Below are 21,677 nucleotides of genomic sequence, written 5' to 3'. Positions count from 1 at the left end.
GGCATAACTATAGTGCTAAGTTATACTTAAGAAGTCAGACAAGAGGTGTATTTATGGCTGTTACTTCGGTGAAAAAAGCAAAAAATGTTCAAACATTTATACCTAAAATGAGCAACTTTGAAATAAGCGCTAAATACGAAGGTCTAAGCTTTAAAAAAGAGAGCGTGAGCAAATCAATTGCTGATTTAAAAGCAAAATATGCGAGATAAATACGGCGTTGCTCAGGATAGTTATTGTTATCCAAAATCTGACGTACTAGTTAATAAGCTTAATATTACAGATGCAAATGAGTTAGCGGAAGCTGAGCTAGCGTTTACCGCCTTTAGATATAGTAAATACTCTTCTACAATCAAATCCCTCCACCAATTTAGTTTAAATCATTTACGACATCTCCACTGGTATTTATTTCAAGATGTATTTGATTGGGCTGGTGAGATTAGAACAGTTGACATTTCCAAAGGGGAAACTCGGTTTTGTACTTGTTCACGAATCAATGTTGAAGTACAAAAGCAGTTCCAGCAAATTGAAACATTAGATATAAACGCAGCTAAACCAGAAATCTTAGCCCAGCTTGCGGATATCTACTGTGAATTAAATATTATTCATCCCTTTAGAGAGGGCAATGGTAGAACTCAACGTTTTTTCTTTGAGGAGCTACTATTTTTCTTAGGCTTTTCTGTCAATTGGCCAGACATATCAAAAGATGAATGGGTTCAAGCAAATATAGATGGCTATTACGGTAATTTAAATCCACTAAACACCATCCTAACACTCGCGACGAGATAGCTTACCCCATACGTTTAATGCCTGAATTGTAGCGAGTGCTAATCCACATACAGCACGATATGTTAACAGCCCTATTTTGGTGCTGACTCAAGATACCCAACTTGTAGCGGAGCATTTCTTCTAGCTATAAACCCGATATAAAGTACCGCGACACACAGCAACATAGGCACTGATTTCAAGTAAGCAAAATAGTCATAAAAGAAGGTTACTTCCCAGAACATCTTTGCGGTTTCTTCGTTTATACCTAAATGCTCCAGATTGCGCAGAAAGTTCTCCATTAAGGCTAAAAAATCTATTAACGCTAAGGTCAAAACTAAGAAATGTAATGGCCCCTCCGCATAGTTTTTTTCAAACACTGAGGCACTTTTTCCTCGGGTTAGCAACACCGCAAAAGCCATCCGATGTTTTAGTAAAAAGAGTAATAAAAGGCTGAGCGAAAATTGAATGGTGAACGCACAGATATTCTTATGATATCCACTATCAAGAATTGGGAAAATAACATTTACCAGCGCATAAACAGCTACCGTTGAACACAAAAATACTACTACAAAGCAAAGCGTCAACAGCTGACTATTTTTGTCTTTGTAAGCGTAAAAGAACAAAACTAACAATAAGATAAATAAAGTAGATTCAAAAATAATGACGCCAAAAGCCGATCCCAATATTAGCGTAAGAATACTGCCTTTGTCCTTAATATTGTCTGGATACAGTCGTGAGAGCGCTTCAGTATCATCCAAAATATCAGCGAGTTTAACTCTGCAGAGGTCAGCAAACTTCATTAACGTACCAAGCTTGAAGGAGCTAACGCCATTAAGGTAGTTGTCTAGCGTTCGCATGCCAATCCCGAGGTGGCGGCATATATCTTCTCGCGACATCCCGCGTTTATGCTTAAGGCCTATTATTAGCTGCCCTATACGCTGGCTTACTTCGTACTCTTCTGGCGTTTGCATCGACCTACCATTTCCTGAATCTAATAATTAATTATTGTTATTAAAAGTGTGATAGCTGCTGGTGGCTCTTCTTACGTGCGAGCAATCCAATATACAACAGAGTGATGCACAATAGTGTCGGAAAAGCTTTTAGATACGCAAAGTGGTCAAAAAAGAACGTAACTTCCCAGAATATTTTAGCAGCTTCCTCATCCATACCTAGGCGCTCTAAATTACGAAGAAAGTTTTCCATCAATGCAAAGAAGTCTATAAGCACTAACGTTAAAGCTAAGAAATACAATGGCCCTTCCGCGTAATTTTTCTCGAATACCGAGGCTGATTTACCACGTGTGAAAAAAACTGAAAGTGACATTCGATACTTGAGCAGAAATAACAGCAGTAGGCTTGAGATTAACTGACCACCGTAGGCATAAATATTCTCGATGTAATAGCTTTCAACCACCGGAAAAACAATATTTTTTAAGTAAAATACCATTACTGCATCTAGTGAAAGCACAACAGCAAAAATCAAGGTTAGCGATAAGCTATTTTGATCTTCTTTACATAAATAAACTAAGACAAAAAGTAAAATACAGGTGATCGGCTCAAAAACTGTAGCACTTACTACCGTAGTCATTAGCAAGGCTAGAATACTCCCTTTGTCCTTCATATTGTCTGGATACAGTCGTGAGAGCGCTTCGGTATCATCTAAAATATCAGCGAGTTTAACTCTGCAGAGATCGGCAAACTTCATTAACGTACCAAGCTTGAAGGAGCTAACGCCATTAAGGTAGTTGTCTAGCGTTCGCATGCCAATCCCGAGGTGGCGGCATATATCTTCTCGAGACATCCCGCGTTTATGCTTTAGACCTTTTATTAGCAACCCTATGCGCTGGCTTACTTCGTACTCTTCTGGCGTTTGCATCAGCCCGCCACCTCCCTATCCCGTAATTTACTAATCGACTTATTACTACGCGCTTTGGGGCTGCTGCGTATTTCTTTTCCGCGCGAGTATTCCTGCATAGAGGAGTGCTATACTAAGCAACATCAGCGGGGCTTTAAGGTATTCATAATAATCATAGAAGAAGGTCAACTCCCAGAATATTTTTACCTTCTCTTCATCCATACCTAATCGATCTAAATTGCGAATAAAGTTCTCTATTAGCGCACAAAAATCAACAACAGCTAGGATCAGGGCAAGGAAGTAAAGTGGTGCTTCAACAAGACTCTTCTCAAATACTTCGGAAGATCTTCCTCGCGTGATAAGCACCGCAAATTTCATTCTATATTTAATTAAAAAGAGCAAAAATAAACTTAGTGCCAAGTTTATTGAAAAAGCGTATACATTTTGAATGAAGCTATTAGCAGCAACGGGAAAAACAACGTATTTAAGCCAGTAACCAAATGCATTACTTAATGCATAGATCACTACAAAAATTGCGACCATGCATTGATTGTTTTTATCTTTGTATGAATAGCAAAGCAATATAATTAACAAAAACAAAGTGATTGATTCAAAAAGCATTGCCGTTGCAAGAGAACCAAAAAGCAGTGTAAGAATACTCCCTTTGTCCTTCATATTGTCTGGGTACAGTCGTGAGAGCGCTTCGGTATCATCCAAAATATCAGCGAGTTTAACTCTGCAGAGGTCAGCAAACTTCATTAACGTACCAAGCTTAAAAGAGCTAACACCATTGAGGTAGTTGTCTAGCGTTCGCATGCCAATCCCGAGGTGGCGACATATATCTTCTCGAGACATCCCGCGTTTATGCTTTAGACCTTTTATTAGCAACCCTATGCGCTGACTTACTTCGTACTCTTCTGGCGTTTGCATCGCCTCACATTTCCCTTTAACCAAACCACAAAATTAACCCAAACATTACATTTTGTTTAATATAAAGACAAGTAGATGTTCTAAATAGATGAGAGCAGCATAGGTATTGAGGTTGAAACATAACTAGGAGAATAAAATGCTCATGCTTTCTAACTGTGGCAGGTGTTTGCAATATAAAATTGAAACGCAGTATTAGAAAGCTACTGCGTTTACATAAGATTTAGCTAATTTTGGATTGGCTGCCTCTTTGTCCTAACGATCAAACCTACGTATAAAAGAAGTACGCACAATAACATAGGGACAGCTTTAAGGTATTCAAAATAATCATAGAAGAATGTAAACTCCCAGAATAATTTCGCGGTTTCCTCATTGACTCCTAAACGTTCTAAATTACGAATAAAGTTTTCCATTAAAGCTAAAAAGTCAACTAGAGCCGAAATAATCACTAAAAAGTATAGCGGACCCTCAGCGTAATTTTTCTCGAAGACTGAGGCTGATTTTCCTCGCGTAAGTATCACTGAAATCGTCATTCTATGCCTAAGCAAAAACAACAAGAGCAAACTCAAAATGAGTTGAATTGAAAAAGCGTAGATATTTTCATAGTAATAACTTTCTACAGCCGGAAAAACCATATACTTCAACCCAAATGCGACAAGAACTTCTAGCACAAAAACGAATGCAAAAATAAGCGTTAACAGCAGACTATTTTCGTCTTTTCGGGAAGAAAAAACTAATATAAAGAGGGATACGCAAACGATTGGCTCAATAACAGTAGCTTTAGCAACATAAGCGAGCACCACAGCTACCATACTTGTTAATAACGATAAACTAAATAGACTTCTCATATTATATCATCCTAACCACTTGAGTTATTTGCTTCCGCTTGTACTTGTTGATCTTTCGTCCCGCCACCTTTTGATGCTCCAGAACCATAAATTTGCTTGCACAAAGAGCGACTAAGGACTATTTTTATTGGCTTTTTCTGTGCAGCCTTCATTGTTCTTTTCCTCACTTTTTTCTCCATACAGGCCAGAGAGCTTATCTGTATCTTCTAAAATATCTGATAACTTTACTTTACAGATTTCAGCAAACCGAAGCAATGTCCCAAGCTTAAAGGAGCTAGAGCCATTTAAATAGTTATCAAGGGTCCTGTCACCCACACCTAAACGCCGGCTAACCTCTTCTCGGGTCATCCCTTTTTTGCGCTTTAGCCCCCGTATCAGTCGGCCGATACGTTGGCTTACCTCGTATTCTTCTGGCGTCTGCATCGCCCCACCATATCTCTCAATCACCCCAACCAAGTTAACCAAAAGTTTACATCTAGTTAAATATAAAGACAAGTAGATGACAGTACTATTTTTAGGTGCACACTCGCAAAACAACCCAAAATAGAAACAAACTTATCACTAAATTTGAATTTTTGGTATCAATTGATTTAAGTAACCCTCGCTAAACCTGCTTATTTGTTATTTTGCAGACCATTAAAATCAATAATTAAAAACACTATTTTTATGGGAAAATCTTCACATTATTGTGTAGGTGCAGCATTTGCTTTATTTAAAACCTGCTTACGGCGCGCTGTTATTCCCGCGTATAAAACAAACATACAGAGCAGATAAGGCACGGCCTTAATATAAGCAAAGTAATCAAACATAAAGGTCAGCTCCCAAAATGGTTTGGCAACTTCTTCATCTATACCTAAATGCTCTAGGTTACGGATAAAGTTTTCCATCAATGCGGCAAAATCAATCATAGCTAAAATACATGCGAGTGCATAAAGCGGTGCATCTACTTGGTTCTTCTCAAAAATGCTGGCTGAATTCCCTTTGGTAAACCACGCACCTAAAAACATTCTGTATTTGATCATGAACGCCAGCAGTAAACTCAGTAAAAGTTGAGTCGCAAAGCATAGATATTTTCAATGTAATAGCTTTCAATAGCTGGGATCAATACAAATTTAAGCCAGTAAACAACGGCGATTTCTAACGAAAAAGCAAATATAAAAATTGCAACAATGCTTTGGCTATTCTTGTCATTACGCGCATAAAAAAATAACAAGATCAGTAGTGCAATGAAGATAACTTCAAATACTAAAACGCTGACAATAGAACTCATAAATAGTAAAAAGATATTGCCTTTGTCTTTAATATTCTCAGGATACAAACGCTTCAGCGCCTCGGTATCATCCAAAATATCAGCCAGCTTTACCTTGCAAAGATCCGCAAACTTTAACAATGTCCCAAGTTTAAATGAGCTCACTCCGTTTAAGTAATTGTCTAACGTGCGCGAGCCTATACCTAAACGTTTACAGACATCTTCTCGGGTCATACCTCTGGTACGCTTTAACCCAAGTATTAACCTGCCTATCCGCTGGCTTACCTCATATTCCTCTGGCGTTTGCATCTGTCCACCATTGTTTTACGTTAGCTCCCTTGAAATTAACCCAAACATTACATTTAGTTAAATATAAAGACAAGCTTCTCTCGATAAATTGCAATGAAAAAACAATAAAACACTCAATACTTCACCAACTTTACGTAATTTGAAATATTTTCATCGTTTTTCACGCTTAACCGCTCTTTAAAGACAAACCTTATTGAGGGGATGCCCCTCATAGCCGTGAGTAATCCGCAGCCGGCGTTTTAAAAAGATCGCTGGGTAAACCAGCTCCTACGCGGTGGTGTGGAGTCCGTATAAGGTGCTTTGTGCAGCGATTGGTGCTTTATAAAGATCGCTGGGTAAACCAGCTCCTACGCGGAGGTGTATCGCTGGGTAAACAGCTCCTACGCGGGGTGTATCGCTGGGTGAACCAGCTCCTACATGGAGGTGTATCGCAGAGTAAACCAGCTCCTACGCGGGGATGTATCGCTCGGTAAACCAGCTGCAATATTAAAAGGTGATTGTTATGCTTTACAAAAAAGTACAGTTGTTCTATTTTAATAAAAGTACAAGTGTTCTTTTTTAGAGGTCAGGATGAAATTCAGCTACTTTAACGACAAAGACGGGTCGCTTATCACCAAGATAAGTCGGGGTGTCACAGGGCTTATGTGCACGCTTGCGCCACCTATTACTTCGAGGTTAGGTCAGGTACTACTGATGAGCCCGCATGGTAAGCGTCAATATCAGTTTAAAAATAAAAAACCCAATGGTGAGTTCAATATTCTTACCTCGCTTGGTCGCGTTCATGTAAACGTATTTGGCCTTGGCCCGAAGACCGTTGTATTAAGTCATGGTTGGGCCGATAACAGTAGTTGCTTTGATAATTTGATCCCTGAACTCGTTGCGGCAGGATTTTGCGTTGTGGCGATTGATCATGTTGGTCATGGACAATCTCATGGCAAGCAAGCCCATTTGCTGGCTTTTGTTGAAGCACTGGATACCCTGATTGAGAAGCTAGAAGCCGACCGCCATGATATTGTGGCTTTGGTAGGGCATTCTATGGGTGCTGTGGCGCTGATGAACTTACCGGATTATCGCCTAGAAAATCGCGTGGTTATTAATGTTGCAACTCCCGTGCAGTTTTTTGAGCTGATGTTTGAGCGCGTTGCGCGAGCGGGCATTTCTGAAAAAATGCTGCACCAAGTGTTAGGCGCTATCACCACAAGGTATGGCACGCATTGGCATCTGATCCGAGATAAATTCCACGACGGTGTACTTAAGTTTAAGCCGACATTTATTCACGATACCGAGGACCGATTTGCGCCATTTGAACACGTAGAGTCGCTAATCGCTGCCACCCCTGAGCGTTTAATCCAAACCTCAGGCCTTGGACATCGCCGCATTTTAGGCGATACTGGCGTTATTCAACGTATTACTCAAAGAATAACTGCATAAGTGATGAATAAAGGCGAGAGAACGAGACAAACCATTTTAGAGCAAGGTATGCGCTTTAGTAGCCAATATGGCTTAATAGAAGTCACGATTGGTTCTATGGCAAAGCTTTGTGGCTTGTCTCGCAGCGGGCTTATCTCGCATTTTGACAGTAAAGAAGATATGCAGTTGGCGATCCTCGATTACTGTGAAGATCAATTTATGCTGCATGTCGTCGCACCGGCACGACACCAAGACCCCCTAGTGCAACTCAAAATGCTCTTTTCAATTTGGGCAGACTGGACTCGCGAATTATTTAATGAGCCACATTCAACTTGCCCGTTTATCAAAGCGTTGGTTGAATTTAATTGCCATACAGACAGTCCTATTCATACCAAAGTTACCGAGCAACATAACCGATTATTTAGCTATATTAAGCATAAAATTGTGCAAGGGATAGAAAGTGGTATTTTTCATCCTGAGCTTGATGCGCAGTGCGCGGCGTACGAGCTATACAACTTGTATCTAGGCCATGCGATAGCGAAACATACGGTACTAACAGAACATGCCAGCGAGTTGTTTAAACGTAATATTGAGCACTTACTTGAAAGTTACCAATCTGATCCAAAAACACGGAGCGTATCTGCATGATTGAAATAATCTCTACCCCAAACCCTGATATTGTTGAGCAGCTTACTGAGCTATACATCGCGACCTTTTCAGCGCCGCCACGCAATGAAGAAATAGACCAAGCAGCTATTCGCTTGCTTATGGAAAAGGAAATCGAAGAAGGCGAAGTACGCGTTATTTTTGATGACTCAACAAAGCAACTTATAGGCAGTTTGTCGCTAGTGCCAATCGCCCATTTTAAAGATAAGGCGCGCTTTGATCTTACGTCAGGCCTATACATTTCGAACTTTATGGTTGATGCGAATATTCGCGGCAAAGGAATTGGCAAGCAATTACTGCAAGACACCTTAGCCGCTACTCGCCAACCTATCCACACTCGTTGTCGAGTAGATGCCTTAGCAGTGAATCATTTATTTCAGCACCATGGCTTTAAATTGGTTGCTAATTACACAACAATTATGAATAACTCGGTTGCGGCGCGTAATATCTACACCTATCAAGCTGAATAATCTGCGGATAATCCTTGGATTGTCATTGTTGATTAATACATTCACTCTTATACTTTGCCAAAGAGTCGTCGTGTAGAGTAATGAGATGCTGAGGTTTTTTTCGATTGAACACGGTGTAATTTCCGAAATGGAACCAAGCGCCGACACCCCGATTGAAATAGCAATCAAAAACGCCCATTGGATAGATACTATTAATCCCACTGAGGAGGAGCGAGTTGCTCTGGCAAACACGCTAAATATTACCCTTCCTGGTGCGGATGATGTAGAGGAAATTGAAGCCTCTTCGCGCTGTTTTATCGACAGCGAAGGTCTGCATGTACACGCTTTATTTATGTCTCCCAATGACGGGCGTTTTAATACGGTGACCGTGGCCTGCTTATTACAAAAAAACTGCTTATTAACCATTCGTGATGACGAGCTTGCGGATTTTAGGTTGCTGCGACTGCGTGCGCGTAAAGGGCAGGTAGCGTGCGATAACCCAAAACAGCTGTTAGTGACTTTGTTCGACCAAAAAGTCGAAAACCATGCGGATATGCTTGAGGATATGCACCACCAGCTTGAAAAGCTCAGTGCCTATGTGCTTGAGGAAGAAGACTCAGATCTAGAAGAAGCCGTTAGTCGTATTTCAAGACTAGAAGATGCTAACGGTAAAGTGCGCTTGTGTTTGATGGATACGCAGCGCAATATCTCGTTTTTAATGCGTCATGTGGGGGTGCAATCTGAGGAGCGAGAAACGCTACGGGAGGTTACACGCGATATCGAAACCCTAATGTCGCACTGCGCCTTTCTCTTCGATAAAGTGAATTTTTTGATGGATTCTACGCAGGGTTTTATCAATATCGAACAGAACCAAATTATTAAAACCTTCTCCATTGCCTCTGTTGTATTTTTGCCACCCACTGTGGTTGCCAGTGTGTATGGGATGAATTTTAATAATATGCCAGAGCTAAATTGGGCATGGGGCTATCCTTTTGCCATTGCTATTATGCTGCTCTCTGGTTTTGCGCCTTATTTATTCTTTAAACACAAAGGTTGGCTATGATTTTTGGTTAATCTAGAGGTGTAGCTTCATTTCCAGCAGGCAAGGTGTAAATCCCGCTTTTTCATAAGCACGAATTGCAGCGGCATTACTACTGTATACATCAAGGTAAAAATCGTTGACGTTTTGGGTTTTACACCAAGCGATTAAGTGCTCCATGATCGCTTGATTCAAACCTTTACCACGATGCTCAGGTGCTACATACATAAAACCAAGATAGCCATGCTGCGTGTGCTGTAGCTGCTGTTTAGACGCCCTTATCTGCACATACCCTGTTGCCACTATTTGCTCTGACACTTCTCCAACAATCACTAACGAATTTGAACAAGTGAGTAATTTCTTAAGATCGTAGTATTTGGCATCTTGTGATTTGATTGTTGGGTTATACGGACGCTCTGCTTCAATCACTTGCTGTTCTAGGTCTAGAAGTGTAGTTAACCTGAGCTGCGGATAATTAATGCCTTTCTAGCAGCCAGTTTTAGCGCTAACTGCGTTGAATTCACTTCCAATAGCCAGCTATTGGTGCGTAAATTCGCCTTGTTTTCCCTAAAACTCTCTGGCTAGACAAGGAAAAAACTAAGTTGTGCTTTAGCAACAATGAGTTGGAACATTCCTTATCCAAACCTCAGGTTAGTTAAGTCGTTGATGGTGGCTGGTCTAATTATCATATTTTTTCCTTAAAAAAAGCCACCTTAGCTTAACTAAGGTGGCAAAGCCACTATCTACAGTGTTAAAAATTGTCAGGGACTACAAGAGGTTAAGTATTAATGGTCGTGAGACTCCTCTGCTGCAATACCAAGCCATACTAGTTTTTCTGGTACGTAATCTAGCTCAAATGTGTCTACCAGTTTGGCTTCTTCTAAATCAAACTTTTTAATTTGTTTTGCAATTGGGTCGCTCACATATACTGCTTGCTCTGAATGAGAAAATGTAATTTGGAAGCCATGACCTTCTGGCATCGTAGTTAAATCAGCATCACTTACTTGTACTTCACCTGCGGCTTCAAAATGGTGCTCGCCATCATGCTCATGACCGGCAAAAATGCTGAGTTTACCTGAGGTATCCATCACCACAACATGCTCACCCGCAAAGCTAAATCCAAAACTAGCAATGCGATAGTTATCACTTACTTGCCATTCAAGCTTCTCGATATGGCCATGCTCAGGGTCAACCATCAGCACATCATTACCTGCTGATGCGATAAATTGCTCTGCATCATGGTGGCCTTTAAGGGTGCCAATTCGCTGCCCGTCAGCAAAGTAATCTGGGTTAGCTAGTTTTACTGCACTAAAGCTGTCACCTTGCTGAGTGATAAGCGCAACACCATCACCACAGCCAAATGCCACTGCTTCTTCATTTTGTGCGCTGCCGTGAAGTGCTGGACAGCTTACGTTAAATACCTGCTCTTGATGAAAATGGTCACCATGCGCATGATACAAACCAATTTGCGAGGGTAGAGAAGTTTCAGTTTGAGGGTCTCTGATCGTGCTAATTAGAAATTCGCCTCGAGCTTGCGCTGCACCGTGCATGTATGTGTCGTAATGTAATGCAGCGACTTCGCTTTGCTCGCCGCTAATATGCGCTTCACTAAACATCGCGGCACTGGCATTTTGTTGGCTGTCTTTGTCGCCATCTGAGAACACAGCAATACCAGACTCGCCCACTGTAACGTGTGTTGGCTTCACTGATTCTAAATGGAACGAAGCAAGTGCAGGCGACTCTTCGTGAGTATGGTGATGATCGCCATGCTCCTCTTCATATAAACCGCCATCAATAAATTCTACTAAACCTTGGTCACGTTGCACCAAGACAGCAAAGCGGTGATTTTCAGAGCTATATACATATTTTGGATAGTGGGTAACGCCAATCGAGTCGATAAGTGATTTATCCGCCGTTGAGTACACATTCACAACGTTACTTTCAGCGCTAGTAACTAACAGACGACCATTTGCGTCTGCTATAGTATCTCCATGATCGTGATCATCATGACCATCGTCATCGTTGCCATTATCTTGGGCTGGCGGGTCTACTTTTACGATTGTGTGTTCAGTACCACCACATGCAGAAAGAAGAATTGCAGAAATGGCAACTGCCAAAAGTTTACCTTTTAATACCATGAGAGAGATCCTATTTTTATTTATGTTATACCATAACTTTAAATATGTTATCTTATAACAAAACCAAAAACAACACCTCGACTAATAACCTATTGACTATTTTACACACAAACCCAATAGTGAAGTATGAAATCCAATTGGCATTACCAGACAAAAGACACACTCTAAATAACCTGAGCTGCGGATAATTAATGCCTTTCTAGCAGCCAGTTTTAGCGCTAACTGCGTTGAATTCACTTCCAATAGCCAGCTATTGGTGCGTAAATTCGCCTTGCCTACAGGATGTAGGTACCTTAGCGGGAGCAGGACGCGGAAGCGGTGTTTTCCCTAAAACTTGCTGGCTAGACAAGGAAAAAACTAAGTTGTGCTTTAGCAACAATGAGTTGGAACATTCCTTATCCAAACCTCAGGTTAAATAACAAATGCCTTGATGTAACACTCCGGCTATATAAAAAGGACTACTTAATGGACTATTTGGTTGCTATCACTTTATTTGCTATTGCATCTTCCGTAACGCCTGGGCCAAACAATATTATGGTAATGACGTCTGGTGTTAATTTTGGCTTAAAGAGGAGCATTCCGCTGTTAAGCGGTATTTGTGTTGGCTTTTCGGTTATGCTTTTGCTGGTCGGCTTAGGTTTTGCGCGGCTATTTGAGCTATTTCCTAGTTTGCACTTTATTTTAAAGTGCATTGGCGTCATTTATCTTCTATATCTTGCTTACCTTGTCGCGATGTCTTCACCCACAACTGATGCAGACTCAAACCCTCAACCTTTTTCGTTTTTAAAAGGCGCGCTATTTCAGTGGGTAAACGCAAAAGCATGGATTGTGGCAATAGGTGCTATCTCAACTTATACCTCCGCTGGCGCAGACTTTATGAGTCAAAATTTGATGATCACCATTGTCTTTCTGTTGGTGTCATTTCCTTGTGTTGGGGTCTGGTTAGTGTTTGGTTCGTCACTTAAGCACGTGTTAAGAAATGAGCAAAGTCGTAGGTGGTTTAATTTTGTGATGGCTACATTACTTGTACTTTCAGTAATGCCAATCATGTTAGAGATCTTTGCAGGATAATCCCCTGCAAAGATTACCGTGTTATTGTTACTTATTGTCCGCTTTTTACCGACGGGCAATCACCCACACTGCATGCACAATTCCTGGTATATAACCCAACAATGTAAGCAAAATATTTAACCAAAAAGCCCCGCCAAGACCGACTTGTAAGAATACACCAAGTGGTGGAAGCAGAATTGCAATGATGATCCTCAATAAATCCATTGTTCTCTCCTAAAAGTTATAGACGCTTTCATTCTGCATGGGTTATGCCAATTCAAAGGAATGCCTTTTGCGTTAACCCAATAACAGTATAGGAGATAAAAAATGCCAGATTGGATTAATCTTGATTTAGCACTCATTTGGTATCACTTTTACCAAATTATTTTTGCGTTTTTAGTTAACCTGAGCTTGGGATAAGAAGTTAGTTAACTTATTAAAAGCGATAAGTTCAAAAAACATCTTCCCACTCTAGCTTGGTGTTTTTTTCTTAATCCAAGGCAAATTTGTGCGTCAATAGCCAGCCTATTGCAAACAAATTTAACGCAGTAGTAAGGAAAAACAACTGCTAGAGAACAAGTTGTTATTCCGAGACCAGGTTACCCACTCTACCTTTGGCTATTAATAGAGAAAGTAGTTCCGATAGCGCGGGGCTTAGAACGTTCCCATTAGTCGCTATTTCCTGTTGTGCTTTTATTTTAACAAGTATGGACTTTTTGAATCACATGAGGCGCAAGCAAGAGTAATGTACGGTGTTATTACTGGAATTGGCTTTATTGGTGGCGGCTCTATTGTGAAAAATGATAATTCCACACATGGCACAGCAACCGCTGCAGGTATTTGGTTAACCGGGGCAATAGGGATCTCAAGCGCATACCAACGATATGAAATCGCAATTGTATTAAGCGCGGTTGGGTTTTTGGTGTTTCGCTTACTAGAGCCTTATAAAAAACCTTCGAGCTCTCAATAGACTTACGTTGAACCTTTCGTTCTTTTGCTTGAGACTTGGCGCTTGAGCTCTAACTTTTCACCAAAGAAGTACTCGTAAGCTAAAATAGCGATAAAATAAAAGAATCCAAAAACGCTGATATCGATAAGCAATTTACCGAAGTCAAAGGGATCTTCGAATAAAAAATATTCAAAATCAGTAAGATAAAAAACTAATTTAGTCAAAAAAAGTGCGGGTAAAAGTGAAATAACAAATTTCAAATTAATGTCCTTTTAATTTGCCTGAGGTACTATCCGAAGTGCAGTTTACCTGCTTTCTTCCTAGATTGCACGCAATATACATTTTATTTCGATAGTTTACAAAGAGTTACTATCTTATTAGCTGAGCACTAAGCTCAGCTAATAACGAAACATCAAAACTTGATAATAGTTGAAACCGCTTCCTCGTTTGCCGTTTCAATAGACATTTTCAGTTCACGATTTTGCCAATCTATATCTATCAAGCCGTAGTTACTTCCCGATTTATTAATCAAATGGCGGTTAGATGTTGTTAACTTTGCGATGTCTTTGCTTATTGCACCAACTCGTCCGGTTGGAATACTGGCACCTGCTGGCGCACAGTTGCCCCACTCACCTTCGATGCCTTTTTGGTTATCATCCACTTGGGTATAACACCAAGGCTTATCGTTGTCTCGCGTGATACAACCTTGGTAGGTTACACCTGCATATTTGAACGGTAACTGACATGCTTTGGCAAAATTGCCATCCCCTTTGTCATCTGCGTAAATCGGTAACCTTAATGGGTTTTCGATATGATAAGGCCAGTTTTGACCAAACCCTGATGCCGTCACTTCGTAGACGTTAACTGCTTGACCATATGTGCTACTTGCGGGAATAGTCTTTTGCAAAAGCTCTCCCCAATGTTGATCGCCAGACAAAAACACAACGGCTTTAGTCTTTCCTTCATTCACTGATTTCTGTACCAACCTAAGCAAACGCTCTCTTTGCGCTGGCATTTCAGCCCAAGACTCATAACTAGTACCAGACATATTTGTTTCTTCTAATGACGCGATGGCAGCATTAAATGTTTTGCCGTCTCCATAAGCACAGTAGTTAGTTTTACTTCTGCCTTGATGCAGCGGAGGCAGTACTTGAATGCCGCTTGCAATGAGCTTGATTTCTGATGGTTTTTGTAACTCTTGCTCAAGCCATTGCCACTGCGCCTCTCCCAATATGGTGCTACTTTCACCTTCACACGCACCGTAACTTGAAAAGGTTGGAGAGCGGAAGTAACGGGCATCCAATGTGATCACATGTGTGGTTTCGCCCGAGCCACCCAGCATTTTGGCTTCGTAAATACCAGCTTGACCGTTTAGTCTTGGGTCAGCCTTATCAACATCAAAGTGGCGTAAGTATTCTTTCTGTGCGTTTACTCTCTGTGGATAATGTTTGCCTTCATTGTTCCAACCAAAATCGTGGTCATCCCAAGTCGCCATCACTGGGATCTTAGCCTCTAAAAACTTGCGATATTCACTATTGTTCTTTTTATCATCGTACTTCTGGCGCATCACTGCCATATCGGTGGTATCTGCGTAGATATTGTCCCCTAACCAAAGAAATAGGTCCGGTTGTTGACCAATTAGTTTAGCGAGCGCTTCGGGCATATCTCCTTTGGTTTTGAAACATGAGCCAAGTGCAACTCTATCTAATCGCTTACTTTGTAGGGGTTGAGTGTGAGCTAAAAGCGCTGGCGGCGCTTCTGGCTGGCATTCTTCCCAGCCGCCTTCTTCAACATAGCACCAAGGTGCGGTGTGATTTCGGGTTGTACAGCCATAAAATTTTTCACCCTGATACTCCGATGGCGTTTTACACGCTTTTCCAGTTACCGTTTTGAATTCTGGAATGGTTTCTGTTCTGACGTGACCCCATGTTGCGCCTTCAGTGCTTTGTTTTAAATAGCACCACTGCGAACCTGAATTATTTTTATCCGTCGTCCCTTGATACTGTGCGGCTAGATAGTTAAAAGTGGATTTACAAGACTCGTAGTGAACTTCAGGTTCTGCATTGGCGACGCTGCTCATGAGCATCAACACGGCTGACGTGAGAGTATAAGTTTTCATCGTTTCCTCGGTATTTGAATGTTGGCATCCTTGCTAGTTTTCCTTGCGGGAACGGAGTCTAATTCGGCAATGTTAAATTTTAGTTTAATATTTATTTCAAGTTCACATTTACTTCCGCATTCATGAAATAATACGAAAGAAGCTCAATTAATGAGCCATAACTAGACCTTATGGCAAGTGGTTAATTAGCCAATCAATAAATACTTGGATCCGAGCTCTTTTTGGTGAATAGGGATCGAATAACACATAGCGTTGCCATACCACAGGGTGAGGGATATCAAAAAGCTGCACAATAAGTCCAGCTTGTTGAAAGTCTAAAAATAGCTCTTTGGAGACGATTGCAACACCTTGGCCTTTAAGCGCCGCACTCAGTGCCATGTCATTAGAAGAGACTCGAGTGTGTGGGCCTTTGGCACAAATACTTGAACCGCATATCCTCTGAGACTCAAACCACTGCTCCCAGCTTACTTTGTCATCGTCGTGGTGAATAAGGTTGCATCTTGCTAAATCACTCGGAGACTTAATTTGCAGCGCTTCTTTGTAGCTTGGTGAACAAACAGGGTAGTTACTATCTTCCCCAAGATATAACTGCTCAAGTCCGGCGGGACACGCTAACTCTTTCTTAGTAGAAAACCGGATCGCGATATCAATATGATTTAAACGAATATCTTCAAAGCGATTAGAGCCAAGCACACGAATTTGGATGTCGTCATGAGACTCGTAAAACGAAGATAAGTTAGGCATTAGCCATAAAGAGCAAAAAGACTGGGTTGACGTTATGGTCAAGCTACCAGCCAATTCTTGCGTTTGAATTTGATTTAATCCCCCAATAATGCGCTTAAACGCACTTTGAGTAGACATTAACAACACTTCGCCGGCTTCAGTTAAGTGCATATTGCGGCCTTTTCTTACAAAAAGCTTAACTGCAAGTGCATTTTCCAGTTGCCGCATTTGTTGACTTACTGCCGCTTGCGTAATGTTCAATTCGAGTGCAGCTTGAGTGTAACTTTGGAGCCGAGCTGCACTCTCAAAACAGCGTAGTGCACTTAAGTGCCTCAACCTCTTATCCATAAGCTCAACTTATATTAATTGTAATTAACTATCGTTGGTATCCTGCCATATTTTGACCCAAGATACAGTCATAAATTACTTAACCTGAACTCAGGTTACTCACTACGACGACAGGAGCAACAATGAATTATTGCAAACCAAAGCCAAAGTCACGGTTATTACACTGGTTAAATATAATCGGAGCCTATCTGAAGTTAGAACACACAGTGAAACATAAGTAGTTTCAATATGTGGGAACATAATTAACCTGAGCTGCGGATAATTAATGCCTTTCTAGCAGCCAGTTTTAGCGCTAACTGCGTTGAATTCACTTCCAATAGCCAGCTATTGGTGCGTAAATTCGCCTTGTTTTCCCTAAAACTCTCTGGCTAGACAAGGAAAAAACTAAGTTGTGCTTTAGCAACAATGAGTTGGAACATTCCTTATCCAAACCTCAGGTTAATTAAGTACGGTGGAGCCTGTTACAATTTTTGTTACACAAAAAGTCGACTAGCCCACCGCTACAAATCATTGATATTAATTAACATTTTAAATATTGATCGGATAGTAAACCTTTATCCACACTCTTTTTGCAACAAGTTTTGTTAAAGTAAATGGAACATTGCGCTCATTATGTTTTGTTCACACCTAGTGACAACATACAGCACATTGATTAGCAATATAAACCAACAATAACAAATATGGACAAAGGATTTTTATGCTATCTAAATCTCTGATATGCAGTGCTATTTTACTAGCTACTAGCGCTTCTGTTGATGCCCAATCTAATGCTGAACTTCATCGTTTAGCCACCGTAGCTAAACCGATAGAACAAGCAGTCACATTTAACTTAGATCCATCTAAGGAGCGTTTTTCAGGACACACGACTATAAAACTTGAGGTGCTCAAAGCCACTCAGTTTATTGAGCTCAACGGATTAGACTATGCAATCAACACTGCTGAGTTAGTCGGAAAAGCGTCGTGTGAGCTCAGAGATAAAATGCTCGAAACCGGTAAAGTGAGACTAAGTTGCGAAAAAACACTGCAACCGGGTCGCTACACGCTTACTATTGACTATACCGCCCCTTACAATCGCAACAGTGTCGGTCTCTATAAAACCATAGACAATGGCGTGCCTTACTTATTTACTCAGTTTCAGATGAGTGATGCAAGAAGAGCAATACCAACGTTCGATGAACCTGAGTATAAAATTCCATTCCAACTCACTATTACCGCCCCTGACGATCAAAAAGTATTCGCTAACACGCCTGTTTTAGAGATCAAAAAGTCAAATGGCATGACCACCCACTATTTCGACAAGACGCCGCCCCTTCCTTCTTATTTAGTTGCCTTGTCCGTTGGTCCATTCGAAGTACTTGATGTTAAGGGGATGTCGGTTCCAGGGAACATTATTACCCCACAAAAGAAATCAAATCTTGCCGCTTATTCCATCAAAAACACGCCAAAGATACTCAAAGCACTTGAAGACTATTTTGACTTACCCTATGTCTATAAAAAACTAGACCAAGTCGCAGTCCCTGAATTTCCGTTTGGTGCAATGGAGAATGCAGGCCTTGTGACTTACCGAGAAGACATATTACTTATCGATCCAGCAACGTCGACAAGACAAGCCCAAACTTCGCATGTAAACGTTATTGCTCATGAACTTGCACACCAATGGTATGGTAATCTAGTTACGATGAAATGGTGGAATGATCTGTGGTTAAACGAAGCATTTGCCACTTGGATGGCCGCAAAGATCACATTACAGTTGTTTCCTGAGCTAGAGACAAATTTATCCTTATCTCAACACAGGGCCATGCCCTATGACGCTCAGGCAACCACCTCACCGATCCGCAAACCGGTTATTACAGAGTCTGACGTAACAGACGGTTTGGGACTTGCGTACAGCAAAGGTAGCGCGGTACTTTACATGGTTGAGCAGTGGCTTGGGGAAGCGGTATTCAAGCAAGGCATGCGCAATTATATCCGTAAATTTGCTTATAAGAATGCAGAAGCCAAAGATCTGTGGAATGAGCTGGGTAAAGTGTCTAATAAAGATGTTGCGACAGTGCTAGACTCATTTGTATCACAAGCTTCATTTCCACTTTTGACGATTAAGTTAGATGGTCAGAATGCCACCGTATCCCAACAACGCTTTGTAATAAAAGGACAAGAAGCGGCAGCACAAACTTGGCATATCCCCATCACACTGCGCTATGGTAAAGGTGACAAAACGGCCACTAAGACAATACTTCTAGACTCCAAGAAACAACAGATTAAATTAGACTTTGAGCCAGAGTGGATCTTACCAAACGACAATGCGACAGGTTATTACCGCTGGGATCTTTCTGAGTCTCAACTCGCAAGCCTAATATCACATGCCCCAAACAAGCTAAACGAGCGGGAGAGATTAGACTTACTAAGCAATGTTGACGCGCTGATGGAGTCTGGAAAAATAAACGCCAACGCGTTGATGTTAACGCTCAGTGAGTTTATTAACGATACTCATCCCAAGGTAGCAAAGGCCGCTCTTACTCAATTACTATCACAACATAAACAGTATGAAGACGATTCAAATAAGCTACTTTGGAAAAAGCTTTTTACGACTTATGTTGAGCCTACGTTTTCTCGATATGGACTTGAGGCAAATGCAAATGAACCAGCTGCCACATCTGAAATACGTGCAGCATTGGTTAGAGCACTGGCTTTCGAGACAAAGCATCAAACCATTATTACGCATGCCAAAAAACAAGCGAGTTTATATTTAACGTCACCTGATAAAGTTGACCCCTACTTGGCGAGAAGTTTCCTTCAAATTGCCGCTTACTACGGTGATGCTGAGCTGTTGAAGTCGTACAAAAAGGTATTTGAAACTACTAATAACCCAACTCAACGTACTAATCTATTGCTTGCCATGGGTTATTTTGGTCCTCAAGAATTGCAACAACAAGTACTAGATTATGCCCTAAGCGAGCATGTAACAGCCTCAGACTTTAATTACATATTAAGCGGGAATGGTAAAGGCGATGAGCGAAAAGCGCTTTATCAAAAGTGGTTTTATCAGCACTTTGAGCGCTTAAAGGAACGCTTCCCTCCTTTTGCCAAGCCACAGCTACCTTTTTACCTATTTTCGTACTGTGACGCAGATGCGCTAAAACAAGCGCAGCAGTTTTTTGGGCCAATGCAAACCGAGATAGAAGGCTTAAGTAAATCACTTAAACAACTGGAATTGGCAACAAATACCTGCATTATGCAAAAGCAAAGAGAGCTGGCTTCAGTTAACCAATTTTTGAATAATCTGTAAAAGACTCCAACCAGTTGTGGCGCTTTTGGCTTTTGCTGGGCGCCACTATTTTTTAGGATAAATATGTTACGTTCATTTTTATTATTGCTATGTCTGCCATTCACCTTAGCCGCTGAAACCGTGATTGATCCCGCTCGTGATAGAACAATTCCTGTAGAAATTCATCAACCATCCAATACCGGTAACTGCTCAACTACAGCGCGTTGTCCCGTTGCACTGCTAAGCGCTGGCTATGGAGTCTCACATACCGAATATCAATTCTTAGTCAAGACGCTAAACCAAGCAGGATATTTGGTTATTACTGTAGGCCATGAGCTTGCAACTGATCCTCCTCTTTCCGTCGAAGGGAACTTATATGAAACACGCGCAGAAAACTGGCAACGGGGCGCTGATACGCTAGTGTTTATTCACGATTACTTTAAGCCAAAGTTCACCACCTTTGATTTTGAGCATGCCCTTTTAATTGGCCATTCTAATGGCGGTGACATTTCAGCATGGTTAATCAATCACGGCGCTATATTTGTAAACCAAATCATCACGCTAGATCATCGCAGAGTGCCATTACCGAGAAGCCTTGATGTAAAGGTATTGTCGATACGAGCAAGTGACTTTCCAGCGGACAAAGGAGTATTGCCAAGTCGTGCAGAAAAGCAAAAATATCAGGGTTGTGTTGTCACGATAGCGAATGCAAAACACAACGACATGACTGACGAAGGTCCGAGCTGGCTAACAGACAAAATAGCACAAATTTTGGCTGATCATTTAGCTGGAAAACCTTGCCTAGGGAATGAAAAAGTAAAAGACCAATAGTCGCAAAACACAGAGAGAAATGAGGAAATTTCACTCCTCTTTTTGTTTATATGTTCTATTTAAGCCGAGCTTTATTTAATTTCAGCCACTGGCATTGATAGCGGTTTTACACACATAAAATATGCCCAAGCAATCAATATGATTTGCAGTGGTGCTCTAATTAGCAAGTAAACTGGCCCCCACTGATGTCCTCCCAGGCCAACGCTGTTGAGCGCGGCATACACATTTGCAGGAAAAAACAGGATAAAAATGGCAATAGCCGCTTTCGCTGTAGGCAATTGATATTTAGGTATAAATAACAGAATCGCTACTACGAGTTCGATGACACCAGTGAAGTACACTAAAGGAAGCCTATACGGCACCCAACTAGGTAACATTTCTACCATTCCCTGTGCTTTTACGATATGGCCAATAAAAAAGAACATAAATGCGATACCGAGACCCCAACAAGCAAGCGTTGTTGTCTCTACCTGTACGCCTCTTACCTTTGAATAGATAATACCGAGTAATAACGGGCTGCAAAGTAACAGAATAATGATGATTGGTGTAACCATGGTTTATGCCTTATCCCTAAACATTGTTAGCGGCTAAAAAGCCACCAAGATTATCCAATCATGTCACGTGATGTTCCTAAAAACAATAAAATTAGCAACCGTATGTGCTAGGGCCTGTTGACCTTTGCTGTTTGATTTTTGTTCTTCTGAGTGTGTTTTGGTCGCGACGCTCGACTTGCCGCCT

At 41.1% G+C, this 21,677-nt stretch carries 22 protein-coding genes and 1 pseudogene; 10 read left to right on the top strand and 13 right to left on the bottom strand.

All coding sequences use genetic code 11. The annotated features are described in order from the left end of the window. Positions 1 to 53: 53 nt before the first annotated feature. The gene (locus NO992_RS19275) at positions 54 to 209 is read left to right on the top strand and encodes a hypothetical protein (protein ID WP_017217632.1); all 156 of its coding nucleotides are present in this window, start codon (positions 54 to 56) and stop codon (positions 207 to 209) included. Then, positions 199 to 786, top strand: coding sequence for a Fic/DOC family protein (locus NO992_RS19270; protein ID WP_371379938.1), 588 nt, complete (start codon positions 199 to 201; stop codon positions 784 to 786). The genes NO992_RS19275 and NO992_RS19270 overlap by 11 nt, the downstream gene beginning before the upstream one ends. 71 nt (positions 787 to 857) lie before the next feature. Here NO992_RS19270 and NO992_RS19265 read toward each other — a convergent pair whose 3' ends face one another. The 6 genes and pseudogenes from NO992_RS19265 to NO992_RS19240 all read right to left on the bottom strand — a co-directional run bounded on the left by NO992_RS19265 (position 858) and on the right by NO992_RS19240 (position 5,952). Then, positions 858 to 1,736: a helix-turn-helix domain-containing protein gene (locus tag NO992_RS19265; RefSeq protein WP_371379936.1), complete on the bottom strand. Its 879-nt coding sequence runs from the start codon at positions 1,734 to 1,736 to the stop codon at positions 858 to 860. A 40-nt stretch (positions 1,737 to 1,776) separates the two neighbouring features. Continuing rightward, complete coding sequence (locus tag NO992_RS19260) at positions 1,777 to 2,640, bottom strand: helix-turn-helix domain-containing protein (RefSeq protein ID WP_371379934.1); 864 nt, start codon at positions 2,638 to 2,640, stop codon at positions 1,777 to 1,779. A 45-nt stretch (positions 2,641 to 2,685) separates the two neighbouring features. Next, the gene (locus NO992_RS19255) at positions 2,686 to 3,549 is read right to left on the bottom strand and encodes a helix-turn-helix transcriptional regulator (protein WP_349196281.1); all 864 of its coding nucleotides are present in this window, start codon (positions 3,547 to 3,549) and stop codon (positions 2,686 to 2,688) included. 224 nt (positions 3,550 to 3,773) lie between these two features. Further along, positions 3,774 to 4,817, bottom strand: a pseudogene (locus tag NO992_RS19250) (helix-turn-helix domain-containing protein). 260 nt (positions 4,818 to 5,077) lie between these two features. After that, complete coding sequence (locus NO992_RS19245) at positions 5,078 to 5,416, bottom strand: hypothetical protein (protein WP_371379932.1); 339 nt, start codon at positions 5,414 to 5,416, stop codon at positions 5,078 to 5,080. 17 nt (positions 5,417 to 5,433) lie between these two features. Beyond that, complete coding sequence (locus NO992_RS19240; RefSeq protein ID WP_371379930.1) at positions 5,434 to 5,952, bottom strand: helix-turn-helix domain-containing protein; 519 nt, start codon at positions 5,950 to 5,952, stop codon at positions 5,434 to 5,436. A 570-nt stretch (positions 5,953 to 6,522) separates the two neighbouring features. Here NO992_RS19240 and NO992_RS19235 point away from each other — a divergent pair. From NO992_RS19235 to corA, 4 genes are all read left to right on the top strand, one after another. Then, positions 6,523 to 7,383 (top strand): alpha/beta fold hydrolase, encoded by an 861-nt coding sequence (locus NO992_RS19235; RefSeq protein ID WP_371379928.1) that lies wholly within the window; start codon positions 6,523 to 6,525, stop codon positions 7,381 to 7,383. Positions 7,384 to 7,386: 3 nt separating this feature from the next. Beyond that, the gene (locus NO992_RS19230) at positions 7,387 to 8,010 is read left to right on the top strand and encodes a TetR/AcrR family transcriptional regulator (RefSeq protein ID WP_371379926.1); all 624 of its coding nucleotides are present in this window, start codon (positions 7,387 to 7,389) and stop codon (positions 8,008 to 8,010) included. Further along, on the top strand, positions 8,007 to 8,498 hold the full coding sequence (locus tag NO992_RS19225) for a GNAT family N-acetyltransferase (RefSeq protein WP_371379924.1): 492 nt from the start codon (positions 8,007 to 8,009) through the stop codon (positions 8,496 to 8,498). The genes NO992_RS19230 and NO992_RS19225 overlap by 4 nt, the downstream gene beginning before the upstream one ends. 85 nt (positions 8,499 to 8,583) lie before the next feature. Beyond that, positions 8,584 to 9,540, top strand: a complete 957-nt coding sequence (corA, locus tag NO992_RS19220; protein WP_010603700.1) for a magnesium/cobalt transporter CorA — start codon at positions 8,584 to 8,586, stop codon at positions 9,538 to 9,540. Between the two features lie 12 nt (positions 9,541 to 9,552). Here the strand turns inward: corA and NO992_RS19215 are convergent, their stop codons facing one another. After that, positions 9,553 to 9,945: a GNAT family N-acetyltransferase gene (locus tag NO992_RS19215; protein WP_371379921.1), complete on the bottom strand. Its 393-nt coding sequence runs from the start codon at positions 9,943 to 9,945 to the stop codon at positions 9,553 to 9,555. A 356-nt stretch (positions 9,946 to 10,301) separates the two neighbouring features. Further along, positions 10,302 to 11,633 (bottom strand): hypothetical protein, encoded by a 1,332-nt coding sequence (locus tag NO992_RS19210; RefSeq protein WP_371379919.1) that lies wholly within the window; start codon positions 11,631 to 11,633, stop codon positions 10,302 to 10,304. 486 nt (positions 11,634 to 12,119) lie between these two features. Between NO992_RS19210 and NO992_RS19205 the strand changes: the two genes are divergently transcribed. After that, positions 12,120 to 12,725: a LysE family translocator gene (locus NO992_RS19205; RefSeq protein WP_371379917.1), complete on the top strand. Its 606-nt coding sequence runs from the start codon at positions 12,120 to 12,122 to the stop codon at positions 12,723 to 12,725. 45 nt (positions 12,726 to 12,770) lie between these two features. Here the strand turns inward: NO992_RS19205 and NO992_RS19200 are convergent, their stop codons facing one another. After that, entirely contained in the window at positions 12,771 to 12,929 is a 159-nt protein-coding gene (locus NO992_RS19200) for a YqaE/Pmp3 family membrane protein (protein WP_010369885.1), read from the bottom strand. A gap of 520 nt (positions 12,930 to 13,449) precedes the next feature. Between NO992_RS19200 and NO992_RS19195 the strand changes: the two genes are divergently transcribed. Continuing rightward, positions 13,450 to 13,674: an MgtC/SapB family protein gene (locus tag NO992_RS19195; protein WP_371379915.1), complete on the top strand. Its 225-nt coding sequence runs from the start codon at positions 13,450 to 13,452 to the stop codon at positions 13,672 to 13,674. Positions 13,675 to 13,676: 2 nt separating this feature from the next. Here NO992_RS19195 and NO992_RS19190 read toward each other — a convergent pair whose 3' ends face one another. The 3 genes from NO992_RS19190 to NO992_RS19180 all read right to left on the bottom strand — a co-directional run bounded on the left by NO992_RS19190 (position 13,677) and on the right by NO992_RS19180 (position 16,843). Further along, positions 13,677 to 13,913, bottom strand: coding sequence for a hypothetical protein (locus NO992_RS19190; protein ID WP_010369889.1), 237 nt, complete (start codon positions 13,911 to 13,913; stop codon positions 13,677 to 13,679). 152 nt (positions 13,914 to 14,065) lie between these two features. Further along, positions 14,066 to 15,772 carry an alkaline phosphatase D family protein gene (locus NO992_RS19185; RefSeq protein WP_371379912.1) on the bottom strand — a complete coding sequence of 569 codons (1,707 nt, stop codon included), beginning with the start codon at positions 15,770 to 15,772 and terminating at the stop codon, positions 14,066 to 14,068. A gap of 168 nt (positions 15,773 to 15,940) precedes the next feature. Further along, complete coding sequence (locus NO992_RS19180; RefSeq protein WP_371379910.1) at positions 15,941 to 16,843, bottom strand: LysR substrate-binding domain-containing protein; 903 nt, start codon at positions 16,841 to 16,843, stop codon at positions 15,941 to 15,943. A 697-nt stretch (positions 16,844 to 17,540) separates the two neighbouring features. Here NO992_RS19180 and NO992_RS19175 point away from each other — a divergent pair. Together NO992_RS19175 and NO992_RS19170 are read left to right on the top strand one after the other, a co-directional pair. Further along, on the top strand, positions 17,541 to 20,129 hold the full coding sequence (locus NO992_RS19175; protein ID WP_371379908.1) for a M1 family metallopeptidase: 2,589 nt from the start codon (positions 17,541 to 17,543) through the stop codon (positions 20,127 to 20,129). Between the two features lie 63 nt (positions 20,130 to 20,192). Next, positions 20,193 to 20,939 carry an alpha/beta hydrolase gene (locus NO992_RS19170; RefSeq protein ID WP_371379906.1) on the top strand — a complete coding sequence of 249 codons (747 nt, stop codon included), beginning with the start codon at positions 20,193 to 20,195 and terminating at the stop codon, positions 20,937 to 20,939. 71 nt (positions 20,940 to 21,010) lie between these two features. Here NO992_RS19170 and NO992_RS19165 read toward each other — a convergent pair whose 3' ends face one another. After that, a complete protein-coding gene (locus tag NO992_RS19165; RefSeq protein WP_010369905.1) occupies positions 21,011 to 21,493 on the bottom strand; it encodes a hypothetical protein in 483 nt (160 codons plus the stop codon). Positions 21,494 to 21,677: the final 184 nt, after the last annotated feature.

This window comes from Pseudoalteromonas sp. DY56-GL79, assembly GCF_041414765.1.
Classification (GTDB): Bacteria; Pseudomonadota; Gammaproteobacteria; order Enterobacterales; family Alteromonadaceae; genus Pseudoalteromonas; species Pseudoalteromonas piscicida.
This window is presented reverse-complemented; position numbering and strand designations above follow the sequence as displayed.